Here is a 25,211-nt window from a genome sequence, read left to right as displayed (position 1 = left end):
CGTGGAGAATATCGAGGACGAAACTATCGCATTCGCCGCGCTCGTCACGCAGCAGTTGTCCGCGCTCGGCGAGAACGACATCGAGTACGACCGAGACGCGTTCGTGGTACGCAGCGGTGATCTGGTCCTCAACCTGCACAACATATTTCGGGAGACCCGCGAACTCGCACCGCCGGAGCGCGCGGCTCGCGTCAGCCGGTTCGTCGGCGCCCTGCGCACTGCGAGCGGCTCGGAGCCGGATTGGACCTCCGCACGGCAAGCACTGCGACCAGTGCTGCGGCCCAACAGCTTCGGCCTGGACGCTTCCGAACCCGGCGTGCGACTGATCGCGCGGCCTGCCTTCCCGTTCGTCGACGAGATGGTCGCGATCGATCTGCCCGATGCCCGATCGATCGTCTCGCACAGGTCGCTGGAGAGGTGGGGTGTCACCGTGGACGATGTGTTCACAGCCGCGCGCGAAAACCTCGCAGCCCTGGCGGTTTCCACCAACCTCTACGAGCCCGGCATTCTGCACTTCGTCGACAACGGCGACGACTACTTCGCCTCGTGGCCCCTGGTCCCCGGCTGGCTCGCCGGCTCCGGCGACGGCGCCCGCCCGCCGGTAGCGTTCATGCCGGACGTCGACACCTTGATCGTCGCGCCGGGCGGCGACGAACTCGAACAGATATTCGAAGTGGTCGAAGAGCAATACGCCGACGCCGTCCGCCCGATCTCACCGCAGGGCTACACCGTCGGCGAGGGCGGCACGGTGATCCCGCTCGACCGTTCACCCGCATACCGCCATCTCCCCGCGGTGCAACGCGCCCGGTGCGGACTTGCCGTGACCGAGTACGACGCCCAGGCCAGGATCTTGAACGAGATGGTGGAGCGCGAGAACGAGTTCACTCCCTACGACATCGAACCCGCCTACGTCGGCGGGGTCATGTACGGCAACGGGGACAACGGTCCGTACACGCTCACAGTCTGGGGTGAGGGCGTCGAATATCTCCTCCCGGAGGCCGACTATGTCGCTTTCTGCCGAACCGACGACGACGGCGATCTGGAGCGACTTTTCGAGGTGCCTTTTCACATTGTCGCCACCCTCATCGGCCTCACGCCGGTCCCCGACCTGTCACCGCATCGCTACGAGATCCGTGAATGGCCGTCCCCTGAGACATTGGCCCAGCTGGAAGCTGCTGCAGTCGCCCTTTGACCGGTGTCGCGGTTCGGTGCGCCCGAACGAGCACCCATTGGTCGGAGCGACAGGATCTCCGACGGCATATAGCCACGGCCCGGGCTGCCCGGCCACGTCCGGCAATCGCGATCGGGCCACTCTTCGTGCAGCCAGCTAACTCTTCGGTAATACATACCGACGGGGAGGTTTGGGAGTGCATAAGTGGTCTATCCCACGTTTAGAGCACGTGAGGCCACCGGACCTGCAGGTTCAGCGAGTCGCACTCGACGACGAGCAGGGAGTGATCATGAAAGGCGGAGTAAGACTAGCGATAGGTGTGGGTATCGGCTATTTCCTCGGCCGAACACGCAAGATGAAACTGGCGTTGACGTTGGCAGGTGCCGGATTGTCCGGACGGTCCGCGGGCGGGCCGCAGGAGCTGCTCCAGCGAGGAGTTTCGCTGATCAGCTCGTCGTCAGAACTGTCGAAAATCACCGAGACGGTCCGTGGAGAGTTGCTGGGGGCAGCGCGAGACGCGGCAGTCACCGCCGCGAGCAACCGAATCGATGCGTTCAGCAACCGCTTGCAGCAACAGGCCCTAGGGCCCGAGGCGGAGGAGTCAGAGGACTCGGCGGCGGAGGATTTGGAAGCAGAGGGCCCGGAAGCGGTCGAGGAAAAGCGCCCTGCCGAACGGCGCCAGCGCCACGAGACCGGCGACGGCCACAAGCGGGAAACGGCCGAGGAGGAGCGGGCGGACGAATACCCGGACGACGAGGACACCGAAGCCGCGCGCAGCCGCGACGAGGGCTCCGAAACACCTCGGCGGCCTTCCCGCGCGCGACCGACGGGGTCCAGCGCTCGCCGGCGGGCCGGTGAATCCACCTCCCGAGCGCCGGCCAAGGCATCCGGTTCCGACGAGCGGAAATCGTCCCGTCGACGCCGTCTACGCGCCGACGTCGACACTGCGGACCAAGCGCCGGTGCGGCGCACGAGGAGATGACTCCGATGGCAACCAAAACTCTCGGAGACGTCGCGGGCAAGATCGCGAAGACCGCCACCGATACTGCGGGTCGGACCAAGGACGCGACCGGAACGGCTCAGAAGAAGGTCCAGGAGGCGTCGCCCACCGGACAGTTACAGCAATCGCTGCAGAACCTGGCCGGAACAGTGGCTGAGCGTGCCCTCGCGGGGCTCTCGGGCAAGGTGTCCGAGACGACGGATCGCTTGCATGAGTACGCCGAAGGCAGCGGCGGGAATCTGCTGTCGGCGCTCACCGGAGTCGAAAAACTCGCGCAGGGCCAGTCGCCACTCAGGGCGGCCCTCGGCGTCGGAATGGACAAGGTCAAGCACACCGTCGGGGAGAAATTTCAGACTGTGAAGGAATCCCTGGGCGGCGGCAAGGGCAAGGGCTCCGGCGGCAAGAAGCTGAAGCTGACCAACATCGTCGAGCACATCGACGTCGGTGTGCCGATCCGTCTCGCTTACGACGAGTGGACCCAGTTCGCGGAGTTCCCGAAGTTCATGAAGAAGGTCGAGCAGGTAGAGCAGTCCTCAGACGAGAAGTTGCAATGGACCGGCAAGGTGTTCTGGTCGCGGCGGAGCTGGGAGTCGACGATCCTCGAGCAGGTGCCGTTCGAGCGGATTGTGTGGCGCTCGAAGGGCAATAAAGGCTACATCGACGGCGCGGTGACCTTCCATGAACTCACCTCCGACCTGACCCGCATCATCGTCGTGCTCGAGTACCACCCGCAGGGATTCTTCGAGAAGACCGCCAACCTCTGGCGTGCGGCAGGCCGACGGTGTCGCCTGGAACTCAAGCATTTCCAGCGGCACGTGATGACCGAGAGCGTGCTGCATCCGGACGACATCGAAGGCTGGCACGGCGAGATTCGCGACAAAGAAGTTGTCAAGGACGACGAGACCGCTCGCCGTGAGGAACAGGAAGACGCTGAAGCCGAAGGGGAGGACTACGAAACTCCTGAAGAAGAAGCACCCGAAGACGAGTTCGACGAGGAAGCCGAAGACGAACTCGAAGACGAACTACCGCCGGACGCGGAGGAAACCGACTCGCCGGACGAACCCGGGCCCAATGGTGGTCGACCAGCGCAAAGGCGACACGCCACAGCTGGAAGTCGATCGAGTGACCGGAGAGGAGAACAGTCATGACCCTCGAACCCGCAGGCGGCGGCAACGCGACGATGGCCCGCCCGAATTCCTCCGGTCTGGCTGACGTCATCGACACGATTCTCGACAAGGGACTGGTCATCGACGCGTTCGTGCGGGTGTCCTTGGTCGGTATCGAGCTGGTGACCATCGACGCCCGGGTCGTGGTGGCCAGCGTCGACACCTATCTGCGTTTCGCCGAGGCCGTCAACCGGCTCGAGATCTCCCAGAGCGAACCACAGGGTCTGCCCGACCTGGTCGGCGACATCGCCGAGGGTGGGGCGAAACACAAGACGAAGGGCGCTATCGAGGCCGCAGGCGAGAAAGTCACGGACTTCCTCACCGACGTCCAGGACAGGCGCCAAGCCGCAGGCAGGTCTTCGAGCCGCAAGGAGGATTGATGTCTTCCCGTCAAGCAACGCAGGCCCCCGGAAGCGGAAGCGTTCGAAATGCTGTGTACGTCTACGGCATCGTGCCCGCCGATGTGCAAGCCGAGGAACACGCCTCCGGTATCGGCGATCCCCCGTGCGACATCCAGGTGGTGCGGCACGGCGAAGTCGGTGCGTTGATCAGCGAGATCGCGGTGGATCGGCCACTCGGTACACCCGATGACCTGATCGCGCACGCGCGGCTGGTGGACGGCGCGGCAGCGGTCACTCCGGTGTTGCCACTGCGGTTCGGAGCAGTGCTGACCGACCTGGACGAGGTGGAGAACGAGCTGCTCGACGCCCACCATGACGAGTTCCGCGCCGCGCTGGAGGAACTCGAAGGGCGCGCCCAATTCGTGATCAAGGGACGGTATGTCGAAAAGAATATTCTGCGCGAGGTCCTCGACGAGAATTCCGAGGCGGCGAGGCTGCGCGAGAAGATTCGCGACAAATCGGAAGACGCCACCCGTGATCTTCGTATGCAGTTGGGCGAGATCATCAATCAGACCATCGAAGCCAAGCGCGCCGAGGACACCCGGCAGGTAATCGATGCACTCGAAACACTCGAACCTGTTGTCAACAAACGCGAGCCCACGAATGAGGAAGACGCAGTCCATGTCGCCGTCCTCATTGAGTTGTCCCGGCAACGGGATCTGGAAGAGACGTTGGCACAACTCGCGGAGGAGTGGGACGGCCGCGTGGAGATGAGCCTGCTCGGCCCGATGGCGGCCTACGACTTCGTAGCGAAGCAAAAAACGGAGGGATGACACATGGGCTTGCTTTCGACCCTCTTCACCCTGCCGCTGGCACCGGTCCGGGGCGTTATCTGGCTTGGTGAAGTGATCCAGGATCAGGTCGAGCAGCGGCTGCATGATCCAGCGACCATCCGGCGCGAACTCGAGGCGATCGACGAGGCCGCAGCAGCCGGTCACTTATCGGAGCAGGAACGCAAACAAGCGCAGCAGGAGGTTCTCGATCGGATGATTCAGCCGCGCAGCGGCATGAAACCAACCGGCAGGAAGGAGTGAGCGGCGTGAGCGGCACAACCCCCGACGACACCGAACACGAATCGGGTGAACCCGCTCTGACTACGGCACAGGCTGCGGCAGCAGCAATTGAGCAACTCGTAGAACTGACCTCGAAGCAGGCGCAGGGAGCGACCTCCGTCGAGCCCACCGAGGACGGCTGGACGGTGGAGATCGAGGTGCTCGAGGACCGCCGGATCCCCTCGTCCGCGGACATGCTGGCGCTCTACGAGGTGGAGGTCGACCTGGATGGAGATCTGTTGGCCTACCGCAGAACCAAGCGCTACGCCCGCGGAACCGCCGACATCGGCAGAGGTGGGCAACGATGACGGTCGTAGGGAGTGGTTCAGCGGCGCCGCAGCCGTACGGCGGCGGGCACCAGTCGACGAACCTTGGTGACATTCTCGAGCGGGTCCTCGACAAGGGCCTTGTGATCGCGGGCGACATCCAAGTGAATCTGCTCGACATCGAACTTCTCACGATCAAGTTGCGCCTGGTCATCGCCTCACTCGAGACGGCGAAGGCGGTAGGCATCGACTGGTGGGAGACCGATCCCTGGCTCAACAGTAAGGCCCGCACGCTCGAACGGCAGGATCATGACCTCGAACTAGAGAACCGTGAACTGCGCGATCGGATCGCGGAACTCGAGAGCGGACGCGACCGCCGCGCGGCGGTAGAACACCGCGCCGCGGTAGAACACCGCCACGAACCGGTGGAAGAGCGGGATCGTGACTGACGGCCAAGGGGTCTGGCTGTACGCGGTGACCAGTGCCGAACCTGTTGCGCAGGTGCTCAGCAGCCTGACCGGAGTGGCGGGCGAGACGGTACACGCTGTGGTCGGGGACGATTTGGCGGCGGTTGTCGGGTCGGTGCCGTTGGAAGTTTTCGGGGAACAGGCGCTGCGCCAGAACTTGGAAGATCTGGCGTGGCTCGAGGCGACCGCCCGGGCGCACGACACTGTGGTCTCCACCCTGGCGCGCCAGGTGCCCACCATTCCCCTGCGCCTGGCCACCGTATTCCTCGACGAGAACGGGGTATACAGCTTACTCGCCGAGCACCGAGCGGATTTCGAATCGGCGCTGGCCCTGGTGACCGGCCGCACGGAATGGGGCGTCAAAGGGTACGCCGACCGGGAAACCCTCACCGCCGCGGTGGCCGAGGCCCAAGCGGCGAGCAGTGACAAAGGGGTGGGCACGGCGTACCTGCTGCGTCGCCGCGCGCAGTTGTCCGCGCAGGAGACCGTGGAACGCGACGCCGCCACGCGCGCAGAGGAGATCCATGATCGTCTGGTCCGGCAGGCCGCCGCGGGTCGTCGTCAGGCGGCGACAGATCCGGCGCTGAGCGGCAACCGGGACTGGATGGTGCTCAACGGCACCTACCTGGTGGACGACGACGGCACCGATGATTTCCGCGCGACCGTCGAGGAGCTCGGGACAAAGTTTCCTGGTATCCGGCTCGAGCTCACCGGGCCGTGGCCGCCGTATTCATTCGCCGGCGTGGAACGGATGGTCCCGTGAGGCAGGCCGACGGCGAGCGTCGCGTCGCTCTCATCGATCTCCTGGATCGGGTGCTGGCCGGTGGGGTTGTCATCTCCGGCGACATCAAACTCTCCATCGCGGACGTCGACATGGTGCAGATCTCGCTGCGGGCCCTCATCTCCTCCGTCAGCGCCCTTCCTTCTACGCCGCTCGAGTCCACCGCACGGGAGGTACTGGAGATACCGGCAAATGACTGAATTCGACGGCATCCCACCGCGTATCGACTCGGATCCGGAATCCGTCGAGCGCGGACTCGTCACGCTCGTGCTGACCTTGGTGGAGTTGCTACGGCAACTGATGGAACGGCAGGCGATTCGCCGGGTAGACGAGGGCGACTTGAGCGACGTGCAGGTCGAGCGGATCGGCACCACCCTGATGCTGCTAGAGGAGCGGATGGACGAACTGCGGGAGCACTTCGGGCTCACCCCCGAGGAGCTCAACATCGATTTGGGACCGCTCGGGACCCTGCTCCCACGGCAGTGAGCCGCGCCGTCCGGCGGTCATGGTCATCGAGTCGGAGACCCGCGATTCGCGGAAGGTAGAGCCCAGGGCGGTCGAACCTCTACCTCCTGCCGCCTCTACCAATCGAACCGAGGCCCTATGTCAGCGACTGGTGACTTGATGCCACATGTCCGCGTCACCGCGCTGGCGCAGTTTGGAGATTCCGAAAAGGACCAGAAGCGCGACACCGAGCGTGAGGAGAATCTTCATGGTTTCCACCCTACTGTGCTGCTCGGGGGTGGAACGTCGGGAGAACCCCGCGTTCGAATCCCACCCGGTGACGCCGGTCGGGTTCCCGAGCAGAACAGCCCATCATGTCGTCGTGTCGACGGCGGCGGCGACCTCGTGGAACGATTCCCGCAAGATTTCGCAGTAGTCGTCCAAGTCCGCGACGACCTCCGGATCACACCCGACGGATACCGTGAAACTGTCGCGCACGCCGACGAACGAATGCGCCAGCACGATGTCCGGGAAAACTGGTGGCAGCATGCCCGCGAACCGAAACGGCTTGCCCGACAACGACCATTCGGCGGTCGGCTCGCATCTGATGCTGGTCAAGGTGGTATGCGCGGGCACCGGCGCGGCCGGGTCGGCCGGCGGGAACCCACCGAATCTCGCCCGATAAATACGGCTCGGCAGCAGCTCGGCAAGCTCGAGCCGGGTGAGTTCCCGGCGGCTCGTGGCCGAGCGACGGCGTACCCGCAGCGTAGCGTCGACCGCCCGGGCGCGGTCGGCGAGATCGAGTTCGCTCGGGGACAGATCCACCACATCGGCGCCCACGCGATTGACACCCATCGCCACCACCTCGGGCACCGCGATGGTGATGTAGGCCGCGAGATCCGCGGGGCAGGCCGCACCCCGTTTCTCGAGATAGCGCTCCATAGCGCGCGAGACCGCCGTCAGGCCGACGGCAGTCACGGTGATTCCCGGTGCCCGGACGACACGTAACTCCAACGGGATTGTCCGTATCGCTCGTCCCGGGCCGATTCGCTGGTTGAAGACGGTTCGCCCGCGCGGCGACGTGCTCGGCGCACTGTCGTCGCCGTCGCGGGCGAGCCGCCGATTCTCGCCGCGGACCCGCGCATTGAATCGCAGCACCTGCAACGGCCAACGCAGCGCACCTCCCACCGCGGCGCGCCCCAGGGGCGGACGCTTCGCGGCAGGTCCGAGGCCCTCGATCCGCACCGGCGTAGGCGCAGGCGCGAACAAGGCTTCCGAGAGTGACGTCATGGCCGGACCGGCCATCAGCGCATGACTGACATACATCATCACCACGGTGCCCGTGCCGGTCAGCGTCGCGACGCCGGATACCTCGGGGAACACATGCAGCTGCCAGGCGCTGACCCGAGCATCCAGCGGTTGCGCCAGAATGCTCCCCATCTGGTCGAGGCACCCTGCCCAATCCAGGTCCGCCGGCGGGTGGATGACGAGGTGATCGTCGATCGGACTGTCGTCGACACCCCAGAACGGATGACCGAGCCCACCGGGCACGTCGTGAATTCGGCGGCGCAGCGGTTCGAGCAGCCCGGCCCGTTCGGCGAAGTATTCGGCGATGTCGGCCGTACCCGGCGACGTGCCGCTCTCGTTGTCGAACACCCACCACATCGGCCAGTCGGTGAGACGACCCGAGCGGGCGAAATAGTAGTAGGAGGCGTCATTGCCCACCAGCTGTGATTCGTGCATCCGCCCGCTCTCGTCGATCTCCGATTTTCTGCACTCTATCGCCATGCCCGGCGTGGGAGGCATCGAAATCCGTTGTTGTCCTTGCGAATTGGAGAGATGTTCGGTCGGTGTCGACTCCCACCGACGCGAAGGCGACTTCCTCCCCATCGCGACCGGCAGCGGTAGCAACACCCCGAAACCTGCCAATTCGGCTAGGCACCGGCCGTTTCGTCAGCCGCGGGTCAGTTTCGGCAGTCGGAACCGCCGGCCACCGGTCTTTTCCGGCGCGGGAGAACTCACCGCGGACAGGGCATCGAATTCGTCATCGGTGAGTTCGATGGTGGCGGCGGCGGTGTTCTCCTCCAGATGCGCGACGCTGGAGGTACCCGGGATGGGCACGATGACCGGAGAGCGACGCAGCAGCCAGGCGAGCGCGAGCTGGGATGGGCTGGCGTCGTCGCGCGCGAAAGTATCCAGGGGCCCACCCGGACGGGCGAGTTCGCCAGTGGCCATGGGGAACCACGGGATGAACGCGATGTCGTTCGCCGCGGCGTAGTCGAGCACGTCTTCCGCACTCCGATTGGCGAGGTTGTACAGGTTCTGCACCGAGGCGATGTCGACGATCTTGCGAGCCTGCTCTAGCTGGGCACGGTTGACTTCGGAGACGCCGATGTGGCGGATCTTGCCCTCTTCCTGCAGCAACGCCAGTTCACCGAGTTGGTCGGCGAGCGGCACCTTCGGGTCGATCCGATGCAGCTGATAGAGATCGATGCGATCGACGCCGAGATGACGCAGGCTCAGTTCGAGCTGTTGGCGCAGGTATTCGGGGCGACCGACGGGAAGCCAGTCCCCGGGACCGGGCCGGGTCAGGCCGCCTTTGGTCGCGATAACCAGGTCCTCGGCGTACGGGTGCAGTGCCTGTCGGATGAGCGTTTCGCTGACGAACGGACCATAGGAATCCGCGGTGTCGATGAAAGTGATACCGAGCTCTACGGCGCGACGTAGCAGTCGCACCGCCTCATCCGGATCCTTCGGGTCACCCCACACTCCAGGACCGGTGATCTGCATCGCGCCGTAGCCCAAGCGATGGACCGGGAGGTCACCACCGAGGGCGATAGTGCCCGAGGCGGCGGCGGGACGTGACTCGGCTTGTGTGGTCATACTTTCCTTCCGAACAGAGGGGTTGCTGATCATTCAGCGTGCTGGCTCACCCCGCACTCGACGCGGTCCTCCGGTATGCGGTCCTCGCTCGGGGCGGGGAAGAAGCCCGACTCGATGAAGGACCGGACGTAGGCGTCCAACACCGCGGTATCGATGCGCGGGCAGCGGATTTCGAGTTCAGCCAGTTCGGTACGAGTATGGGTGTCATCGACGGTGATCGCAGCCCCACCGTAATTTCCGCTGACCAGGGCTGCGCGCACCAGGGAGTCGTCGCCGGCCGCATCGCGCGTCGCGGCTTCCTCGGCCAGCCTGGTCGCCAGCTCCTCGACCGACGCGATCGCGACCGGGATCCCGTGCCTGCGCAGGGCTTGGAAGATATCGCCGACCAGCACCGGCTGGGTGTTCACCAGGTGATATGCCGCACCGACCGCGGGCCGAGCAGCCAGCGCGACGATGGCGCCGGCGACGTAGTTCACCGGCGCCAACGTCATCGTCGCGTCGCCGGTGTCGGGGGCGAGTCCGAGGACAGCGACCGCTCGGATCATGTTCCAGAACGAGTCGTCGACGCTGTTCACCCCGGTCTGCGGATCACCACACACGATTCCGGGACGGTAAATGCTCACCGGCACACCGCGTTCGCCTGCCTGACGGACCAATTGCTCCGCGACCCACTTGCTGGTCACATAGCCGTTCTCGGACACTTCGGCGAGGCGGAGTTCGGTGTCCTCGGGACCGCCGAAATCCGGTGCGGGAGCGTTCGGAATCACGGTATTGACGGTGGAGACGAAATGCACGGGCTTGATCCGATTTGTGGTCGCCAGCACCAACACCTCGCGGGTTCCCGCCACATTGGCGGCGCGCAGTCGCGCATAGGGTTCGATGTGGTTGACCCGAGCACCGTTGTGATAGATCACCTCGATCTGCTCGGCCAGCCGTGCATAACCGAGTTCATCCAGCCCGAAGCGGAACGCTGCCAAATCACCGGCGACAGCGACGATACGGGCGTCGTAGGCCTCGTCCCAGATCCGATACCTCACCAGAGTGTCACGAATTCGCGTGCGCGCCTGCTCGTCGTTGTCGCTGCGCACCAGGCACCATACGCGTGCCTGGCTGCTGCGCAGCAGTTCTCGCAGCAAGTGCGCGCCGACGAATCCGGTCGCACCGGTGAGCAGTACATCCAGCGGGGCGCCGGAGTGCGCCGGCGCGGCACCCGCACCATCGATCTCCGGCTCTAGCACGGCATCAGCGGCGATCGTGGCGGCGTCACGGGCCGATACCACGGCCGCGGCCGCATCCGAATTGTCGATCCGGGCGGCGAGGCCACGCACGGTCGGAGCGGTGAACAACGCCGCCATCTGGACGTCGATCCCGAGCCGGGCCGACAGCGCACGCTGCAGCGTGAACGCGAGCAGCGACGTGCCGCCGAGATCGAAGAAATCATCGTCGGCACCCGCCCGGGCAACCGCGAGCACGTTGGCGAACACCTCGGCGACGACGCGCTCGGTCGGGGTTGCCGGTGCGACGAAATCGCGAGCCCGGAAGATCGGCCGCGGCAGCGCGGCGCGATTGAGCTTCCCGCTATCGTTCACTGGGAAAGCGTCGACCACCATGATGGCCGACGGCACCATATACGACGGCAACACCTCCGCCAGCGAATCGCGGAGGGCATCGACTGCCAGGTCGGTTGTCGGCACCACATAGGCCGCCAACTGGTCACCGACATCCGACGCCGTCACCACGACCACCGCCTGGGCGACGGACGGGTCGTCCAGCAGCGCGGCCTCGATCTCACCCAACTCGATTCGGTGACCACGGATCTTCGCCTGGAAGTCGATCCGTCCCAGGTACTCCAGCACGCCGTCGACGCGACGACGCACCAGATCACCGGTCCGATACATCCGTGCACCGGGTGGCCCATACGGGTCGGTGACGAACCGATCGGCGGTCAAGTCCGGCCGCCGAAGGTAGCCGCGCGCCAATTGCCTCCCGGCCAAATACAACTCGCCGACGACACCGGCCGGTACGAGATGCAGCCGTGAATCGAGAACATAAGTGCGCGTATTCCATTGCGCCACACCGATCGGCACCGTCATGCGGTCGCGGGTGGAAGCGGGCCGATAGGTCACCGACACCGCCGCTTCGGTAGGGCCGTACAGGTTGTGCAGTCCGGCACGCGACAGCGCGGCGAAGTCGGCGACGGTGCTGGGCGGCAACGCCTCGCCGATGACAAAGACATCCCGCAACGAAGTCAACTGCTCCGCCCGAGCGGCGCTCAGGAATACCTGCAGCACCGAGGGCACGAAGTCGGTGACCGTCACCCGGTGGGTGGCGATCAGGTCGGCGATGTAGCCGGGATCGCGCTGACCGCCCGGAGCGGCGAGCACCAGTCGCGCACCCACCCACAGCGGAACGAAGAAGCCCCACAGGGACACGTCGAACGTAGTCGCCGTCTTTTGCAGGTAGACATCATCCGGCCCGAACGAATACTGCGCCGCCATCCATTCGATCTGGTTGGTTATCGCGCCGTGCGACACCATCACACCCTTGGGTCGGCCGGTCGACCCCGAAGTGAACAGCACATACGCTGGGTGTTCGGCATGCGGCAGTGCGAGCAGTTCCTCGGCGTGGACCGGATCGGCGGGATATTCCGACAAATCCAGTGAGTCGACTTCGATCACTCGAACCCCGGAAACAGGAACCGGGTTGCCCTTCGCTGTCAGCACGCACACGGGCTCGGCCGTCTCCAGCACATACGCGATGCGCCCCGCCGGATGGTCGAGATCCAAGGGTAGGTACGCGCCGCCCGCGGTCAGCACCGCGTACATCGCGGCCACAAGCTCCGGCGAACGCGCCATCGCCAGCGCTACCACGGACTCGGGGCCGATGCCCTGCCCGATCAAGTACCGGGCCAGACGGTTGACCCGCTCGTCGAATTCACGATATGTCCAGGCCGTCTCTTCATGCACGACCGCGACCGCCGCTGGCGACGCGGCGACCGCACGACGGTAGCCGGCCAGCAGGAATTCGTCGGACACCGGGTGAACCGTGTCGACCGCGTCGGACAGCAGCTGCGACCGTTCGACCGCGTCGGTCAGATCGATGTCGCCGAGCAGCGAACCGGGATCACCGGCAATCACGGAGAGCAGGTGTACGAATCGGTCCACGAACTTTTGCACCGTGTCGTGTTCGAACATGTCAGTGGCGTAAGTGACCACTCCACCGATGCCGCTCGGTGTGCCCGCCGCGTCGTAGCTGTCGCCCACCATCCAATGCAGATCGAACTGGGATATCTCGGTACCGATGTCCAGGCTGGCGACGGTCAGTCCAGGCAACTTCAGCGCGACGGCTGCCAGATTCTGGAACGACAGTGCCACCTGGAACAGCGGGTGCCGCGCGGTCGACCGCGTCGGCTTCAACACCTCGACCAGCCGCTCGAACGGCACGTCCGCGTTGGCAAAGGCCTGGATATCGACTTCCCGCTGGCGAGCGAGCAATTCTGTGAAGGTCGCGCCGGCGTCGTACCGGGTGCGGAACACCAGGGTGTTGATGAACATACCGATCAGGTCGTCCAGCGCCGCCTCGCCGCGTCCGGCAACCGGCCCACCGATAGCGATGTCCTGGGTGCCGGACAACCGCGCCAGCAGTACAGCCAGTGCCGTGTGCACGACCATGAACAACGTCGTGCCCTCGGCCCGCGCCAACGCGGCCAGCGCACTGTGGATGTCGGCATCGATGCGCACTGGAACCCGACCACCGGCGAAGGAACGCACCAGCGGACGCGGCCGATCCGACGGCAGGTCGAGCTGGTCCGGCAATCCTGCCAACGCCTGCCGCCAGTAGGCGATCTGCTCGGCCGCCAGTGAATGCGGATCGTCGTCGGCACCGAGCACGTTTCGCTGCCAGACGCTGTAGTCGGCGTACTGCATCGCCAGCGGCGTCCAATTCGGAGCCTGCCCGCCCAGGCGTGCCGCATACGCGGATATCAGATCCCGAACCAACGGGCCTATCGACGAACCGTCAGCGGCAATATGGTGCACCACCATCGCCAACACGTACTCGCGCCCGGCGTCGAAGTGATCCGGGTTCGCCGTGGAGTCGCCGAGATCGAACAGGGCGATCCGGATCGGCACCTCGAGGGTGAGATCGAACGCCGTCTTCGCCAGTTCGACGACCGCGTCCGTCACGTCTGCCTGGTCGACGAGCCGGATCTGTACCTGCGGAGTCGCCTGCGATACCGGCAGGATCACCTGCACCGGAACTGCCTTGGCGTCATCCGCGCTCGCCTCCGCGTGCGGATACACCGTGCGCAGGATCTCGTGGCGGGCCACCAGATCCGCGATCGCCGCCCGCAGCGCCACCGTATCGAGCGCGCCGCTCAACCGCACCGCCATCGGCACGTTGTAGGCCACCGACGCTGTGTCGAGCCGATTGAGGAACCACATTCCCTGCTGCCCGAGCGACAGTGGAATGCGTTCTGGTCTCGGACCGGCGATCAAGGCCGGACGGCCGGCACCGGACACGTTGTCGCTCGAGCGTGCCGCGAGCGCGGCCACGGTGGGCGCCTCGAACAGCAGGCGCACCGGGATCCGAGTGTCCAATGCCGCTCCGATTCGCGCCATGAGCCGAGTGGCGATCAGCGAGTTACCGCCCAGTTCGAAGAAGTTGTCGTCGGCGCCGACCGGGCCGGCCGGATCGAGCAATTCGGTGAATACGCGAGCGACCAATTCTTCCCGTGGCCCGGATGGCGCCCGGTGCTCCCTCATGTGCAGCACCGGCGCAGGCAACGCGGCGCGATCTAGTTTGCCGACCGGGGTCAGTGGGATCTCGTCGAGCACCATGATCGTGGTGGGCACCATGTGTGCGGGCAGGCTGCGCCCGGCGAACACCATGAGCTCGTCGGTGTCGATCACCGCACCGTCGGCGGCGCGTACATAGGAAACGAGAATTGTCGCGCCACTCGCGATCTCCCGCCCCATCGTGACGGCGAAGTCGACGGCATCGTGAGCAGCGAGGACGGCGTCGATCTCACCCAGTTCGATGCGGAACCCGCGAATCTTCACCTGGAAGTCGTTGCGACCCATATATTCCAACTCGCCGGCGACTGTCCTGCGCACCAGATCACCGGTCCGGTACAGCCGCCCTCCGCGTAGGTCGAACGGGTTCGCGACGAACCGTGCGGCGGTCAACGCGGGCCGCTCTCGATACCCCCGTGCCAGCTGGGCCCCAGTGATGTAGAGCTCACCGACGGCCTGGTCCGGCACTGGAGACAATCGCACATCCAGCACGTACTCGGTGGTACCGCGGATCGGGCCGCCGATGGTCACGGTCTCCCCCGCGACCAGCGGCGCACTGATATTGGTCATGATCGTGGTCTCGGTCGGACCATAGCCGTTGTAGAACTCGCGATTGCGACGCCCTGCGATCAGAACCGACCAGCGTTGCACCAGATCCGGCGGGCAGGCTTCGCCACCTGCGACGACGACACGAAGCTTGTCCAGACCCGCCGGGTCGACCGACGCGAGCGCCGCGGGCGTGATGAAGGCATGGGTCACTCGCTCCCGGCGCAACAGTGCGGCCAGTTCCGCACCGCCGTAAACGGTCGGCGCGGCCACCACCATGGTCGCGGCGCCGCCGATCGCCAGCAGCAACTCCAGCACCGATGCGTCGAACGACGGTGACGCGAAATGCAAGGTGCGTGAACTGCTCGTCACCCGGTAGCGCTCCCGCTGTTCGTCACAGAAGCTCGACAACCCGGCCTGCGTGACGATCACGCCTTTGGGCTTGCCGGTCGATCCGGATGTGTAGATGACGTAGGCCGGGTGCTCGGCGCGCAGCGGCCGCCGCCGATCCGCGTCGGTGATCGATGCGGCCGAGTAGTCGTCGAGCCGCCGACCGACATCGTCGGCGTCGATGGCAAGCCACTCCACCTCGTCGGGCAGATCGGCGCACACCTCGGTAACCGTCAGTCCCAGCACCACACGCGAATCCACAATCATGTGCGTGACCCGCTCGGCGGGATAGTTGGGATCCACCGGCACGAATCCAGCGCCGGTCTTGGCCACCGCCCACACCGCGAGCACCGAATCCAGTGACCGCGGGATACCGATCGCGACCAGATCCTCCGGGCCCACGCCACGGTCGATCAGCAACCGGGCCAGTCGGGACGACCGCTCGTCGAGGTCGACGTACTCCCATTCGGCCAGTTGCTCGGTTGCGTCCGCGAAGACCACCGCGACACCATCGGGATTGCTTTCCACCGCCGCGGCCAGCAGGTGCGGCAACGTCGTGACGTGTACCTGCTCGACCGGCTCCGGCGCGTCGGACCGAACCGGCGCGGCCAGTGTCCGGTCACGTTCGCTGGCATCGAGCAGGTCGATCGCGCCGACGATAGCGCGCGGATCGGCGGCAACCGCAGCGAGGATCCGCTCGAACCGCCGACCGAGTCGCTGTACCGTCGATTCCTCGAAAAGGGCGGTGACATAGGTGAATACGACCACCAGCTCGCCCAGTGTCCTGTCCGCACGGTGCTGTGGTTCGACAGTCACCTGCAGATCGAACTTCGCCGCTACCTCGCCGGTATCCAACGCCGAGACGGTCAGGCCGGGCAGTTCGAGCGATGGCTGCTCGGTGTTCTGGAACGACAGCATCACCTGGAAGAGCGGATTGCCCGCGCCGGCCGAGGTGGGCACAACCGCCTCGACGACGTGCTCGAACGGAACGTCCGCATTGGCGAAGGCGAGGAGGTCGGTCTCGCGCACCTGCTCGACGAGCGTCTCGAACGTGGCGGCGTGATCGACATCGGTACGCAATGTCAGGGTATTGACGAACATGCCGACCAGATCATCCAGCGCGGCCGCGCCACGGCCCGCGATCGGCGTGCCGATCGCGATATCGGAGCTGCCGGACAGTCGAGCCAACAGCGCTGACAGCGCGGCGTGCACGACCATGAACAACGACGAATTGTGCTCGCGCGCAATACTGGACAAGCCCGCATGCACCTGCGCGGGCACAACGATGCTGGCCGACGCACCGCGTATGGACGGTGCCGTGGGACGAGGGTGGTCCAGTGGCAGCCGCGAGGCCTCGGACACACCGGCCAGTTGTCGGCGCCAATACGCCAATTGTTCGGTGGCGATGGAGTTCTCGTCGTCATCGGTACCGATGACCGCTCGCTGCCAGATCGCGAAATCGGCATACTGCACCGCCAGCGGTGTCCATCCCGGAGCGGTGCCCGCGGTTCGCGCGAGATAGGCGGTCATCAGATCCCGCGCCAGCGGCGCCAGCGAACCGCCGTCCGCCGAAATGTGATGCACGATGAAAACGAGCAGATGCTCGTCCGCGGTCGGGCCGGAGAACAGCCGAATCCGCACCGGCGGATGCTCGGTGACGTCGAACCCCGCGGACACGAGTTCGATGACCCGGTCACGATCGTCGGCGGTGACCGTATCGACCTCCAGCCCGCCCGGCAGTGCTTCGGTCGCCGACAGGATCTCCTGGCGCGGCACCCCGTCGAGGCCGTGCGCCGGAAACCGCGTGCGCAGCGTTTCGTGCCGCTCCAGCACATCCGCGACCGCCTGCCGCAGCGCGATCACGTCGAGCGTGCCGGCGAGCCGGATCGCGAACGGCAGATTGTAGGCCGGCGAATCCGTATCGACCTGATTGAGTACCCACATGCGCTGTTGCGCCAGCGACAGCGGCACCGAATCCGGCCGTACCGCCCGAGTCAGCAGTGGACGATCCGCGGCGTCACCGGAACCCGGCGCGATGCCCGCCGCCAGTGCGGCGACCACCGGTGCGTCGAACAGGGTCCGCACCGACACCCGCGCATCGAGCGCCGAACTCAGTCTGGCCGCGACCTGGGTGGCGACCAGTGAGTTGCCGCCCAGGGCGAAGAAGTCGTCGTCGAGGCCTACCCGGTCCACGCCGAGTACGTCGGCGAACACCCCGGCCACGATTTCCTCGATCGGGGTGGCGGGCGCCCGGTACTCCCTACCGGTGAACGTCGGCTGCGGCAACGCCTTACGATCCAGCTTGCCGCTGGTGTTGAGCGGGAACGCGGCCAACTCCACGACTGTGGCCGGCACCATATACGCGGGCAGCGTCCGAGCGAGCGCCGGCAGCAACTGCGCAGGATCGATGCGCGCCCCGAGTGACGGCACCGCGTATGCCACCAGCTGATCGCCGAGGTCCGATGGCACCACCAGGACGACGGCCTGACTGATGGACGGCTGCGCCAACAGTGCCGACTCGATGTCACCGAGTTCGATCCGTTGACCTCGAAACTTGACCTGAAAGTCGATCCGGCCCAGATATTCCAGGACACCGCTTTCCGCAGCGCCGTCGGCCGATCCCGTCGCAGTGGAGCTTCCCCGCGCACGCCACACCACCAAATCGCCGGTGCGGTACATCCGCTCCCCGGTACCGAATGGATTGGCCACGAACCGATCCGAGGTCAGATCCGCGCGCGCGACGTAGCCGCGAGCCAACTGGTCGCCGGCCAGATAGAGCTCACCGGTAACGCCGGCGGGCACCGGTCGCAAGTGCGAATCCAGGACGTAGACCTGGCTGTTCCACTGCGGCGTTCCGATCGGCACGCTGGAACGCTCGTCGCCGGTCGCCGCCCAGTATGTGATGGAGACCGCACCCTCGGTCGGACCGTACAGATTGTGCACAGCCGCGGGAGAGATCGTCCGCAGCGCGGCGACGGTCTCCGGGGGCAGCGCCTCGCCGATCGCGAATACGTGCCGCAGGGTCGGGATGGCGTCCGCCGCCGTATGAGCCGCGAATACCGCCAGCATCGACGGGACGAAGTCGGTGACGGTAACGCGTTGTGCTGCGATGGTTTCTGCGAGGTAGGCCGGGTCGCGGTGGCCGTCGTGGGTCGCTACCACGAGCTTCGCGCCCACCCGCAGCGGCATGAAATAGCCCCACAGCGATACGTCGAAGGTGGTGGCGGTCTTCTGAAAGTACACGTCGTCGGTACTGGCCGGATACTCGGCGAGCATCCAGGTGATCTGGTTGTGGATCGCGCCATGCGAAACCACAACACCCTTCGGGCGGCCGGTGGAGCCCGAGGTGAAGATCACGTATGCCGGGTTGTCCGGACGCACCGGCCGTAGCAGTTCCGCGGCTCGGATCGGACCACCGTCGATGCCGTCCAGTTCCTCGGTGTCGAGGTACAGCACCGGAATCCCGTCCGGTACCGGCACGGCGTCCGCGCGCACGGCAACCACGCACACCGGTCGCGCGGTGTTCAGCACGTGCCCGATGCGTTCGCCCGGATGATCTGGATCCAGGGGCACATACGCCCCGCCAGCGGTGATGATCGCGTACATACCGACGACCGAATCGAGCGAACGCCGGACCGCCAGCCCGACCAGCGACTCAGCGCCGACACCGCGCGAGATCAGCAGACGAGCCAGTCGGTTGACTCGCTCATCGAACTCCCGGTAGGTCAGCGCGGAGCCCTCGTAGTCCACGGCCACCCGATCCGGATGCGCCCGCACCGTACGGCGGTAGCCGTCCAACAGCAGCTCGGGTTCGACCGGATGCCGGGTGTCATTCCAGTTCAGCAGGATCCGATCCCGCTCGGCACCGGTCAGCATGATGTCGATGTCGACGACCTGTGCCTCGGGATCGCCGAGCAGCGCCTCCAGCACCCGAAGCATCCGTGCGGCGATGGATTCCACCTCGACGGCCGTGAAGTGGCTGTCCAGGTACTTCCATGTCAGCTCGATCGTCGACTCTGCGGTGACCAGCAGCGTCAGCGGGTAGTGGGTGTCGTCCCGCAGACCGACCCCGGTGACCGACATGCCGTCGATGGAACTGACGGCGACAATCGCATCCCGATCGATCGGGTACGACTCGAAAATGAGCAAGGTGTCGAATTGCGCCCCGGCCCCTGCGATCCGCTGGATATCGGTGAGACCTACATGGTGGTGGTCGAGCAGATCGGCCTGGTCACGCTGTAGCCGCTGCAGGAACTCTCCGACCGCCGGATGATCGTCGACCCGCACGCGCACCGGCAGCGTGTTGATGAACAAGCCCACCATGGACTCCACGCCGGACAGTTCCGCCGGGCGGCCGGACACCGTCGCGCCGAACACCACATCGCTGCGACCGGTGAGCCGACCGAGCAGAATGCCCCACGCGGCCTGGACCACCGTGTTCACCGTGACGCCGAGTTCGGCGGCATGTTTGGTGAGTCGGCGGGTGTGGGCGGCGTCGATCTCGGTGATCAGTTTGCCGATCTGGTAGCGCTCGGCTGTCCGTGCTTTCGGCGCGAGTCGAGTCGGCTCGTCGACGCCGGACAGCGCCGTCGTCCATGCCCGCAGCGAGGCCTGCCGATCCCGGCCGGCCAGCCAACTCAGGAAATTGCGGTACGAGGCCACCCGAGGCAGCGCGGACTGATCGCCCCGCGTCGCGTACAACACCAGCACATCTCGCATGAGCAGCGGCATCGACCAGCCATCGAGCAGGATGTGGTGGGTCGTGATCACCAGATGCCACTGCGGTTCGGTGGTGCCGTCCGTGGTCTCTTCCGCGGCTGTCCGCACCGCCGCCCCCGACAGCGTGGCATCGCCGGCGCTTTCCGTGCTCATCTCGACAGACTTGTCGCTGCCCGCACGTCCCGCCGTTCCTGCTCCGGTGCGGTACAGGGTGAAGCGCATCAGCGGCGCCACCGACATGTCGAAGTGGGTCGCCCGCTCTGTCTCGATCGAGCGGTGCAACTGCGCCGACCGCTCGGACTCCGGCAGGTGCGTCAGATCCACCTCACGCCATGGCACCTCGACCCGGTCCATGACGACCTGGACAGCGTGGCCGTCGGCATCGGTGACGAACGCCGTGCGCAGGTTCGGATAGCGGTCCAGGATGGCCTGCGCCGACGCACGCAGCCGCTCGACGTCCACGGCGCCGCCCAGGTCTACCCGTGCCTGGGTGGTGTAGACGTCGACGCTCGACTGGGCCATCAACGCGTGGAACAGCAGGCCGGACTGCAGCGGAGACAGCGGCCACACGTCCGACAGGGCCGGGTAATCCTGTTCCCACACCTCGATATCCGACTGGCCGGCGCGGACCAACGGCAGGTCCGACGGCGTCAGACCACCGGCATCAGGACGTTGCGCGTGCCGAGCCAGGGCGGTCAGCGCGGCGACCCACAGGTCAGCGAACTCCTGCACCCGCTCCCGGGACAACAGCCCGGTGGGGAAGGCGAACGACGCACCCAACTGCGGACCCTCCGCGCCGTCGGTGACGATCGCGTTGATGTCGATCACGCCGTTCGCGGGCATGTCCGCATCCAACTCGGCGTCCAGCTCACCCAGATCCGCGACCGGCAGCCAACCCGGACCACCGAGCTGCTCGGGGATTTTCCCGGTGGACACTCGACCCAGATAGTTGAAACTGATCTGGCCGACATCGGCCAGCTGAGCGGCGGTCTCCGGGTTCAGGTAGCGCAGCAGACCGTAGCCGATCCCCTTGTCGGGGACTGTCAGCAGCTGCTCCTTGACGGATTTGACGATGTCGGCCATCGCCTTTCCACCCGCGAACGCGTCGTCGACATCAGCGCCCGCGAGATCCAGCCGGACCGGGTAGACGCTGGTGAACCAACCGACCGTCCTGGACAGATCCGCGCCGGCGACGACATCCTCTTCGCGGCCGTGGCCTTCCAACTTGACCAGCGCCGCACCGCCGGAGGCTTCGCCGCGCCAGATGCTGACCGCGAGCGCCAGGGCCGAGAGCAAACCATCGTTGACTCCACCGCGATACAGACTCGGGATCGCGGTCAACACCGCATCGGTCACCGCTACCGGCAGCGTCACCTGGACGCGATCGACGGTGGCAAAGGTATCCACCGCCGGATCGAAGGCACGCGCACCGAACAGCGGATCCGTGGTGGCCGAAATCTGTTGCCACAACAACAGTTCCGCGACGCGCGCCGGACTCCTCGCCGCTTCGACGAGGGCATTCGCCCACCGCCGCATCGAGGTTCCATTGACCGGCAGCGCCACCGGCTGACCTGCGGTCAGTTGCGACCAGGCCACCGCCAGATCCGGAATCAGAATGCGCCAGGACACACCGTCGACCACGATGTGATGGGCGACGATCAGCAACACGTCACGTCGGCGACCGGCGGAAACCGTCGCGGAATCCGCCGATCCGCCGGTCCCGGCGCCGACCGACGAGCCCGAATCCGGGAAAGCGAACCACACGAACTGCGCCATCACGGCGTTGGACGGATCGAGCCGCCCCAGGGCCGCGTCGTACTCGACGCTCGCCCGACGCGCCAACTCCGCGTCGTCGATATCGGCGGGCAGTTCGACGCGATGCACCAGAGCGTCGACATCCACCGCGCCGCGCGCGAGCGTCGTCAAGTTCCAGGAGGTATCCGACGCGGCGCTCACCGGACCGGTCCCGCGCAACCGAGCACGCAACATGTCGTGGTGATCGAACACCGCACCGATCGTCGCGACCACCGTCGCCCGGTCGATGCCGTCGGGCAGACGCAGCGCCATCGACTGCGAGAACCGCTGATACGACGAGCCGTGTGCCAGCATCGCCGCCAGAATCGGTGTCAACGGGATCTCACCCACCGCGCCACCGGGCAGTTCCGACAACCGCTGCGGTGGTGTCTGCCTGCCGTGGGTGGCGATCTCGGCCAATGCCGCGACCGTCCGGTGATCGAACACATCCCGTGGCGTGAATATGACGCCACGGGCCTTGGCCCGCGCCACCAGTTGAATCGAGAGGATGGAATCGCCACCCAGCGCGAAGAACGAATCGTCCAGACCGACCCGCTCGACACCGAGCACAGCCGCGAACACCTCGGCGATGATCGCCTCGATCTCACCCACCGGAGCACGGAAATCGCGCGCGGCGAACACAGGTTCAGGCAGCGCGGCACGGTCCAGTTTGCCGACCGGGGTGAGGGGAATCTTGTCGAGCACCACGATCGCCGCCGGCACCATGTACTCAGGCAACCGATCCCCGACGAAGGTCGCGAGTTCTCTGGTATCCACACCAGTTCCCGCATCCGGCAGTACGTAAGACACCAGGGCCTTCGCACCGGACGGGAGCGTCTTGCCGAGGGTCACCGCGTAATCGACATCAGGATGGGCGGTCAGGGCATTGTCGATCTCACCCAGTTCGATACGGAAACCACGGATCTTGACCTGGAAGTCCGACCTGCCCAGGTACTCGAGGGTGCCGTCTGTTTCGTTGCGGCGCACCAGATCACCGGTGCGATACATCCGTGCCGCGGTACTACCGGTCTCGGCACGGAACGGGCTGGCCACGAACCGACCCGCGGTCAGTCCCGGCTGCCCCAGATACCCCTGGGCCAACGCCGGCCCCGCCAGATACAACTCGCCGACCACGCCCGCCGGTGTCGGCCGCAACCGCGCATCCAGCACGAACGCTCCTACCCCCGGGATCGGGGTACCGATCGTGATCGGCCGGTCCGGATGCAACGGCCCGCTCAACGTCGCCCAGACGGTCACCTCCGTCGGGCCGTACCCGTTCACGAAAATCCGCCCGTCTCGCACCCAGCGCCCCACCAACTCCGGACTGCATTTCTCACCGCCGACCTCGACCACCTCGAGGTCGTCGAGTCCGGCCGGATCGACCGACTCCAGCGCACCGGGGGTGATGAAGATGTGCGTGATCCGCTCCCGTCGCAGAAGCTCGGCCAGCTCGGCGCCGCCGAACGCGTACGGCGGCGCCACCACCAGCGTCGCCCCCGACGAGAAGGTCAGCAGGAGTTCCAGCACCGAGGCGTCGAAATTCGGCGAAGACACATGCAGGACACGCGATCCCGCGTGTGTCCGACAGCCGTCCCGCCCCGCGGCCACCAACCCACCGAGACCAGCATGGGTGACTACCACGCCCTTGGGTTTTCCGGTCGAACCCGACGTATAGATGATGTACGCGGGATGCCGGTGGTCGATCGGGCGCACCCGGTCGGCATAGGAGATCGGGTGGGCGGGCCGCTCGGCAATACGCCTGGCCTGCACTGGATCATCGAGCTCGATCCAGTCCACCGCTGGGCCGAGTGCCGGGTAGTGGGCCGTGGTGGTCAACCCCAGCACCGCACCAGAATCCGACAGGATGTGCGCGATCCGCTCGGATGGATACCCTGGATCCACCGGCACATATGCTGCGCCTGTCTTCGCGACCGCACACACGGCCAGTACCGATTCGATGCTGCGCGCGATACCGATCGCGACCGTGTCGCCAGCACCGATGCCGTGGGTAATGAGTTCGCGCGCCAATCGCGAGGACAGCTCGTCGAGTTCCCGATAAGTGAGTTGCCGATCCTCGGCGAGATCGCCCGACGGATTGAACCGAACGGCAATGGCATCGGCCGCGGATTCCACAGCGACCGTAAGCAAACTCCCGAAGAGTAGACCGGCTTGGCGACGACTACCACGCGAAGAACGACGATCCCTACTCATTCCGGAACTTCACCTCTCACATTCTGCCAAGCCTTGTCACGCAAAGAACCACACGCATAAATGGAAAAACGATTCCAAAATTGGCCACACGATCTCGAGCCAAACATGTCATCCTACCGGCCGCAATCACGTGAGATATCCCCAACATTGAGAATATGCGGCAGTTGTCCGGGAGACGCTGTCGAGATCTATTGCCCCTGATCCCCCAGGGCGTCCCCCGGCGCCGCATCAACACGGTGGTCGAGTGCAGTATGCCGCGGTGGCGGTGGCTTCGGCAGCGCATTGCCCACTCGGCACGCTGGTTGGCCCGAGAAGCCTTCGACGGCACCGGCGGGGTCGATGATGCGATCCAAGGCGGGCGCCGGCATCGCGCCGCTCGCATCGGCGGCAATTTTGCATACCCAATCAATCAGTATTCAAACGTCAGTCGAAAAAAGATGATCCGAATACTTCCATAGTGTTGATTTGTTTTACATAGCCAAATCCATGTCGAGAACCTCCACTCAGTCGCTCCGTTCGGATTCTCCTCGCATTCGATCGATAGCGATTTGCGGAGCAGCATCGGACAAGATCTCGACCGACCTGGACGGCGCGGAATCAGCCCGACAAATATTCCCGTCCCGACCGACACCCACTACAACTTTCCGTCGCAAGGAATTCACGCGAGCATGTGCGACGTGGTCGCCAACGGGCGGTGGGGGCGCTTCATTACCTTCGGAGTCCGCCGGTGGTCGACCGTATGACCAGCCCGACGGCGATGTAGGCCCCGGGTCCGCGGCGACGAGCGGCTCGATACCAGCAATAGGCGAAGATCGACTCGATGCCGGCGGGTGATCGTCGTGTGCCACCCGGACCGGAAGTCAGCACGCGCTGTGTGCCACTCACGTAGGGCTACACGGGAGCCGGCTTATCCATATCGACGAAGTCAGAGACCAGCCTGGTTCCTGATCCAGTCCCTTGTCAGTGGAGCCTAGGGGAATCGAACCCCTAACCCCTGCCTTGCAAAGGCAGTGCTCTGCCAATTGAGCTAAGGCCCCTTCAAACGCCAACGATGACGTACTCTCTCCCGACGCACGTATCCGAGCGGACTGCACCAACTCGGGCCATTCGATGACCGAACAGCCACC

General features: G+C 65.6%; 14 protein-coding genes and 1 tRNA gene. 11 read left to right on the top strand and 4 right to left on the bottom strand.

Annotated elements, in window-relative coordinates; all coding sequences use genetic code 11:
* Position 1 precedes the first annotated feature (1 nt).
* The 11 genes from AB0C34_RS08440 to AB0C34_RS08390 all read left to right on the top strand — a co-directional run bounded on the left by AB0C34_RS08440 (position 2) and on the right by AB0C34_RS08390 (position 6,790).
* Positions 2-1,192: a hypothetical protein gene (locus AB0C34_RS08440; protein WP_357068923.1), complete on the top strand. Its 1,191-nt coding sequence runs from the start codon at positions 2-4 to the stop codon at positions 1,190-1,192.
* A gap of 208 nt (positions 1,193-1,400) precedes the next feature.
* Positions 1,401-2,153, top strand: a complete 753-nt coding sequence (locus tag AB0C34_RS08435; RefSeq protein WP_357068921.1) for a hypothetical protein — start codon at positions 1,401-1,403, stop codon at positions 2,151-2,153.
* A 5-nt stretch (positions 2,154-2,158) separates the two neighbouring features.
* On the top strand, positions 2,159-3,319 hold the full coding sequence (locus tag AB0C34_RS08430; protein ID WP_357068920.1) for an SRPBCC family protein: 1,161 nt from the start codon (positions 2,159-2,161) through the stop codon (positions 3,317-3,319).
* The gene (gene gvpJ, locus AB0C34_RS08425) at positions 3,316-3,717 is read left to right on the top strand and encodes a gas vesicle protein GvpJ (RefSeq protein ID WP_357068918.1); all 402 of its coding nucleotides are present in this window, start codon (positions 3,316-3,318) and stop codon (positions 3,715-3,717) included. Before AB0C34_RS08430 ends, gvpJ (AB0C34_RS08425) begins: the two co-directional genes overlap by 4 nt.
* Positions 3,717-4,511 carry a GvpL/GvpF family gas vesicle protein gene (locus AB0C34_RS08420; protein ID WP_357068916.1) on the top strand — a complete coding sequence of 265 codons (795 nt, stop codon included), beginning with the start codon at positions 3,717-3,719 and terminating at the stop codon, positions 4,509-4,511. The genes gvpJ (AB0C34_RS08425) and AB0C34_RS08420 overlap by 1 nt, the downstream gene beginning before the upstream one ends.
* A 3-nt stretch (positions 4,512-4,514) precedes the next feature.
* The gene (locus AB0C34_RS08415) at positions 4,515-4,772 is read left to right on the top strand and encodes a gas vesicle protein GvpG (RefSeq protein ID WP_357068914.1); all 258 of its coding nucleotides are present in this window, start codon (positions 4,515-4,517) and stop codon (positions 4,770-4,772) included.
* A gap of 5 nt (positions 4,773-4,777) precedes the next feature.
* Positions 4,778-5,098, top strand: coding sequence for a gas vesicle protein (locus AB0C34_RS08410; RefSeq protein WP_357068912.1), 321 nt, complete (start codon positions 4,778-4,780; stop codon positions 5,096-5,098).
* Positions 5,095-5,505, top strand: coding sequence for a gas vesicle protein GvpJ (gene gvpJ / locus AB0C34_RS08405; protein WP_357068910.1), 411 nt, complete (start codon positions 5,095-5,097; stop codon positions 5,503-5,505). Before AB0C34_RS08410 ends, gvpJ (AB0C34_RS08405) begins: the two co-directional genes overlap by 4 nt.
* Positions 5,498-6,286, top strand: a complete 789-nt coding sequence (locus AB0C34_RS08400) for a GvpL/GvpF family gas vesicle protein (protein ID WP_357068908.1) — start codon at positions 5,498-5,500, stop codon at positions 6,284-6,286. Before gvpJ (AB0C34_RS08405) ends, AB0C34_RS08400 begins: the two co-directional genes overlap by 8 nt.
* The gene (locus AB0C34_RS08395) at positions 6,283-6,504 is read left to right on the top strand and encodes a gas vesicle protein (RefSeq protein WP_357068906.1); all 222 of its coding nucleotides are present in this window, start codon (positions 6,283-6,285) and stop codon (positions 6,502-6,504) included. The genes AB0C34_RS08400 and AB0C34_RS08395 overlap by 4 nt, the downstream gene beginning before the upstream one ends.
* A complete protein-coding gene (locus AB0C34_RS08390) occupies positions 6,497-6,790 on the top strand; it encodes a gas vesicle protein K (protein ID WP_357068904.1) in 294 nt (97 codons plus the stop codon). The genes AB0C34_RS08395 and AB0C34_RS08390 overlap by 8 nt, the downstream gene beginning before the upstream one ends.
* 330 nt (positions 6,791-7,120) lie before the next feature.
* Here AB0C34_RS08390 and AB0C34_RS08385 read toward each other — a convergent pair whose 3' ends face one another.
* The 4 genes from AB0C34_RS08385 to AB0C34_RS08370 form a co-directional block, all read right to left on the bottom strand.
* Positions 7,121-8,491 (bottom strand): wax ester/triacylglycerol synthase domain-containing protein, encoded by a 1,371-nt coding sequence (locus AB0C34_RS08385; protein ID WP_357068902.1) that lies wholly within the window; start codon positions 8,489-8,491, stop codon positions 7,121-7,123.
* A 210-nt stretch (positions 8,492-8,701) separates the two neighbouring features.
* The gene (locus AB0C34_RS08380; RefSeq protein WP_357068900.1) at positions 8,702-9,631 is read right to left on the bottom strand and encodes an aldo/keto reductase; all 930 of its coding nucleotides are present in this window, start codon (positions 9,629-9,631) and stop codon (positions 8,702-8,704) included.
* A gap of 29 nt (positions 9,632-9,660) precedes the next feature.
* Positions 9,661-24,021 (bottom strand): amino acid adenylation domain-containing protein, encoded by a 14,361-nt coding sequence (locus AB0C34_RS08375; protein ID WP_357068898.1) that lies wholly within the window; start codon positions 24,019-24,021, stop codon positions 9,661-9,663.
* 1,027 nt (positions 24,022-25,048) lie between these two features.
* Positions 25,049-25,121 (bottom strand) — tRNA-Ala (locus AB0C34_RS08370).
* Positions 25,122-25,211: the final 90 nt, after the last annotated feature.

This window comes from Nocardia sp. NPDC049220, from assembly GCF_040647855.1.
In the GTDB taxonomy this organism is placed as follows: Bacteria; Actinomycetota; Actinomycetes; order Mycobacteriales; family Mycobacteriaceae; genus Nocardia.
The sequence above is the reverse complement of the archived record's forward strand: the minus strand, read 5'-3'. Positions and strand labels throughout refer to the sequence as shown.

Bases quoted from the DNA above. Each gene is read 5' to 3' on its own strand.
- AB0C34_RS08430 (WP_357068920.1), top strand. From the start codon at position 2,159: ATGGCAACCAAAACTCTCGGAGACGTCGCGGGCAAGATCGCGAAGACC.
- gvpJ (WP_357068918.1), top strand. From the start codon at position 3,316: ATGACCCTCGAACCCGCAGGCGGCGGCAACGCGACGATGGCCCGCCCG.
- AB0C34_RS08420 (WP_357068916.1), top strand. From the start codon at position 3,717: ATGTCTTCCCGTCAAGCAACGCAGGCCCCCGGAAGCGGAAGCGTTCGA.
- AB0C34_RS08415 (WP_357068914.1), top strand. From the start codon at position 4,515: ATGGGCTTGCTTTCGACCCTCTTCACCCTGCCGCTGGCACCGGTCCGG.
- gvpJ (WP_357068910.1), top strand. From the start codon at position 5,095: ATGACGGTCGTAGGGAGTGGTTCAGCGGCGCCGCAGCCGTACGGCGGC.
- AB0C34_RS08390 (WP_357068904.1), top strand. From the start codon at position 6,497: ATGACTGAATTCGACGGCATCCCACCGCGTATCGACTCGGATCCGGAA.
- AB0C34_RS08385 (WP_357068902.1), bottom strand. From the start codon at position 8,491: ATGCACGAATCACAGCTGGTGGGCAATGACGCCTCCTACTACTATTTC.
- AB0C34_RS08380 (WP_357068900.1), bottom strand. From the start codon at position 9,631: ATGACCACACAAGCCGAGTCACGTCCCGCCGCCGCCTCGGGCACTATC.